Annotated in this window: 7 protein-coding genes; all 7 read right to left on the minus strand. The window is 44.6% G+C overall.

The window, feature by feature from the left end; all coding sequences use genetic code 11:
* Positions 1-371 (minus strand): hypothetical protein (locus B9A32_RS20790; RefSeq protein ID WP_139795924.1); only part of this gene is annotated, 371 nt, incomplete at its 3' end.
* Positions 368-739 (minus strand): hypothetical protein, encoded by a 372-nt coding sequence (locus B9A32_RS20795; protein ID WP_084072094.1) that lies wholly within the window; start codon positions 737-739, stop codon positions 368-370. The genes B9A32_RS20795 and B9A32_RS20790, both read right to left, overlap by 4 nt.
* Complete coding sequence (locus B9A32_RS20800; protein ID WP_084072096.1) at positions 739-1,743, minus strand: hypothetical protein; 1,005 nt, start codon at positions 1,741-1,743, stop codon at positions 739-741. Before B9A32_RS20800 ends, B9A32_RS20795 begins: the two co-directional genes overlap by 1 nt.
* A gap of 30 nt (positions 1,744-1,773) precedes the next feature.
* The gene (locus B9A32_RS20805) at positions 1,774-2,061 is read right to left on the minus strand and encodes a hypothetical protein (protein ID WP_084072098.1); all 288 of its coding nucleotides are present in this window, start codon (positions 2,059-2,061) and stop codon (positions 1,774-1,776) included.
* Between the two features lie 352 nt (positions 2,062-2,413).
* Entirely contained in the window at positions 2,414-2,833 is a 420-nt protein-coding gene (locus B9A32_RS20810; protein ID WP_084072100.1) for a basic helix-loop-helix domain-containing protein, read from the minus strand.
* A gap of 13 nt (positions 2,834-2,846) precedes the next feature.
* Positions 2,847-3,086 (minus strand): hypothetical protein, encoded by a 240-nt coding sequence (locus tag B9A32_RS20815; protein WP_084072102.1) that lies wholly within the window; start codon positions 3,084-3,086, stop codon positions 2,847-2,849.
* Positions 3,087-3,413, minus strand: a complete 327-nt coding sequence (locus B9A32_RS20820; RefSeq protein ID WP_084072104.1) for a hypothetical protein — start codon at positions 3,411-3,413, stop codon at positions 3,087-3,089.
* Between the last annotated feature and the right edge of the window lie 96 nt (positions 3,414-3,509).

A 3,509-nucleotide genomic window follows, 5' to 3' on the forward strand; every position in this document is an offset into this window, starting at 1 on the left:
GGCAGGACACCTTTCTCTTTAAGTTCCATCACCATTCCAGACAATCGGCGGCGCTCCTGCTTCAGTTTTTCCCGGCGTTCAACCAGGATGGGAGAGTCCTTTGTTGCCAGGACCAACCCTTGGAGCGGTGGGTGGGTGAAGTGCAGGTATGTAAAAGCTGACATAGTCGGAAGAGGTTCGAATTGCTCTTTCAGAAGCTTTGCCAACTGATTTTCACCCATCCGGGTGACCCGTTTCAAGGAGGTCGGATGCTTATCCGCTAACTCAAAAAGCTGGTGGGCATATACTATTCCATATCGTGATAGATTTTTCACCAGCGTCTCAGGCAATGATGAGTGCTTTAAGAGGAACTTGCGGCTGAATAATCTCATGTTTGATCCTCCGGGTTATCTTTTTGGGGATCAGCTGTCGGTTCAACATTCCTCTCCAGAAACTCTTTCAGGGACTGCTCACCGTTCATCTCCTGCTCTGGCGGTTGCTCCAGGATTAAGCCGTCAAGGGGATAGCTGGGCACAGGCTCCTGTAACAGGTCAAGTGCTTCCTGGGAAAGATGGCTGTTAAGTTCTGTCAATAGAGAGTTGATCATTTCCAGTGTGACGTCCTCCGGCAGCAGTTCTGGCTTTTCTAAGAGTCGTTGAATAAGTTCAAGGGCCTGTAGAAGTGTCATAACGGAATACTCCTGGCAGAGTTGGACAAAATAGGCCGGTAATTCCAGATCGCTCAGATAGATTGTTTCCATCAGCGCTCTCCTCCTTGGATAAGGTTTTTCAGTTTCATTTCACCATGTGCCATTCTCCTGAAATCTTTAAAAGGCCGGTAACCTGCTAAGCGATAGGGATGAACATGGCTTCTTACCCAGAGGCCAATACCAAGGCAAAAAAGCAGCAGCAACAGACTTTCAGATACGTTGGTATCAAGTTCCCATGCAATCAATGCACTGCTTCCCGCAATGTAACCCAGAGAAGGGAATATGACGGTCAACACGATGCCTATGTAACATAAATCAGGGGGGATGGACAACTGTTCCGTAAGAAGTGGAGAAAAACAGAAGAAAAGGGTTGTTGCACCGATACGGTGGAATACAAATGCGGTCCAGCCTGATTGGGTCCGCATGCCAACGGCTGCTCCGGCAACCCCTGAAATGACACTGGCCGGATAAATCATGAAGTGGTTGAAAAACCAGATTCCAAGGAAGTTTCCGATATACAGAATGTGCCAGCAGGTTGCCAGGGTGATGATGCCCATCATAACGCCAGTCATCATTTGTAGCGCAATCATACCGAAGAAGAGTAGCACAACGCCGAAAACCAGGCCAATATATGGGATGTTTTTAAGAAAGGTGAGCAGTTGCTTTCCTTCTTTGAAGTCAATTCCTGTACCGTAAAAAATAGCATGGGAATCAAGCAGCAGGAGTGTGCGGGTACCAAAATCTTGCTGTTTTTTACCGTATCCCAGAAACCACAACACCTTTTCTGTATTAGTAGGTGCATCTAACTCATTGAGTACTGCAAATTTTGCAGTGCTTTTCAGGGGCGTGTCAATCTCAAGAATCACCTGTTGGCTGTCTGGGAGATGGTGAAGCGCATGAATTGGCCCCACAATGAAATCCGGGCTTGTAAACAACCAGAAAAAGAGGAGGATTGCTCCTGAAATAATGAGTATTGAAAATGCGACAACGGTTCGTTTGGGAAGCTGATAGATCATTGCCCAGATGACAAGATAAAGCCACTTTAAATATTTCATGGGAATTTCCTTTACTAATTAAATAGTGTTTCAGCAGCGTGGCAGTCTTTTGTTTCTGTACCCTGCCGTGATCAGCCTGTTTTCATTGGCAAGCACCAGGTATGCATAGCGCTTTTTATTAAACAGCCGGCCTTCCTTTTCATTCAGCTTATCAATTATTTTTTTTCGATCACGGCGATGGAAATGATAGATCTGGTGTTTTCCTGTCTGATTTACCCTGTGTCCAAATTCTAAGAGCCAGTTGATTATTTTCTCCGGTATGGCACGGTGTTGAATTCTCTGGGTGGCATGTTTGGTGAGGTGTAAATTGGTAATCATGTTTTGCCTCCTTTGGTTGGCATTTGAGCGAAAATGCTTTTTCTCCAGGACTTAATTGTATATACGGAGCAAGTGGAGGATTTTTTTCACTGACTGTAAAATATTTAAATACCTGGACTGGGGAGAGGCTTCATTTTGGTTTTGCCGGGGTTCGTTGTGAAGAGTGTGGACATGGATACCTTCTGGCGTTTTCCTGCAAGCGTAGGCAATTTTATCCATTCTGCCACCTGAAAAGGATCATTGGATAAATATCAGAGATTGTTGCTAATACTCGGGGTTAAGTTTGGATTGAGGTAGCATTGAACGCCTGAATTGGGCAACTTTTGAGTTCACCATTATTTTTCAAAGGAGATCAAATTTTTGTTTTCTTCCTGTTAATCGGCATCAATGCCCTGTTAAGAAAGGCCTCATCAAGCCCCCTGGTATGGGCATTGTACGCCCACCGGGCAAACTGTTCCAAAAGTGAATTGTTTTCATCTTTAAGCCTTTCATTTTCAGCCTTTAACCGATCTATACGCTCCATGGCTTTCTGCAATTCCACAGATTTAAATTCCGACTTTGAATCAGAGCCAGTACTTAGGAATTGCTTTTTTAATGAATATGCCTTTTTGATCCGGTCATGGCGGGAAAGCGCCTGCCTGGAATATTTACGCAATAATCGCATTTGTGCAGCAAGTATCAAGTTGTCCCAAGTAAGTTTCTCACTGCGGGACCAGCCGTCAATAATTTTTACAATGGTTTCAATATCATTATCTGAAAGATGTACCGCCATATCTGCCACCTTTTTATGATTTGGTTTTCGTCTCTTGCAATGCTTTAGCTTTGCTTTGGGAAAGGGCCCGGATGCGACTCAGCATTTGAGAATCTGCATTTTCAATCTGAACTTTATCCTCCATGGCCACCCGGATGGGTGAAAATTCCTTATCATTTGATAGTTGAATCACTGCACCTTCAGGCACATTGGGATCACTGAGTATGGCCCATAGATTCCGAAGCCGTTTCACCGTCAACTGATGATGGATCAATCACCTGTCAGCACCTGAAGAACCTTTTTCAATAGCCTGTTTTGCCCGTTCAAGTTGTTCTTCGGCATCCAGCAGATTTTGTTCTATCCGTGCTGTTTTTTCAGTATTGCCCTTGATGCAGATCTGCTCTGTGCAGTTGATGCAGTCGGCATGACGCTGGCAAGGCATCATGGTCCAGTCATGAATGCAAAACCCCAATTCCGTTGAGTGAAGGGTGGGGATGGTTAACTGCATGAATGCTTCACGGGAAATCGGTGCCTTTGCCACAAATTCGGCCAGGGGACCGAACATGCTTCCATCATCAATGTTACGCACCTTTTCAATCAACTCGGGTCAACCCCTTTTTTATGGAGAGTTTTATCTCGTAGTTTTTTATTTATTTTTACTCCAAGTTTGAATTGTTGAAAGCACAAAATTGTTCAT

The organism is Desulfocicer vacuolatum DSM 3385, assembly GCF_900176365.1.
Taxonomy (GTDB): domain Bacteria; phylum Desulfobacterota; class Desulfobacteria; order Desulfobacterales; family Desulfobacteraceae; genus Desulfocicer; species Desulfocicer vacuolatum.

Bases quoted from the DNA above. Each gene is read 5' to 3' on its own strand.
- B9A32_RS20795 (WP_084072094.1), bottom strand. From the start codon at position 739: ATGGAAACAATCTATCTGAGCGATCTGGAATTACCGGCCTATTTTGTC.
- B9A32_RS20805 (WP_084072098.1), bottom strand. From the start codon at position 2,061: ATGATTACCAATTTACACCTCACCAAACATGCCACCCAGAGAATTCAA.
- B9A32_RS20810 (WP_084072100.1), bottom strand. From the start codon at position 2,833: ATGGCGGTACATCTTTCAGATAATGATATTGAAACCATTGTAAAAATT.
- B9A32_RS20800 (WP_084072096.1), bottom strand. From the start codon at position 1,743: ATGAAATATTTAAAGTGGCTTTATCTTGTCATCTGGGCAATGATCTAT.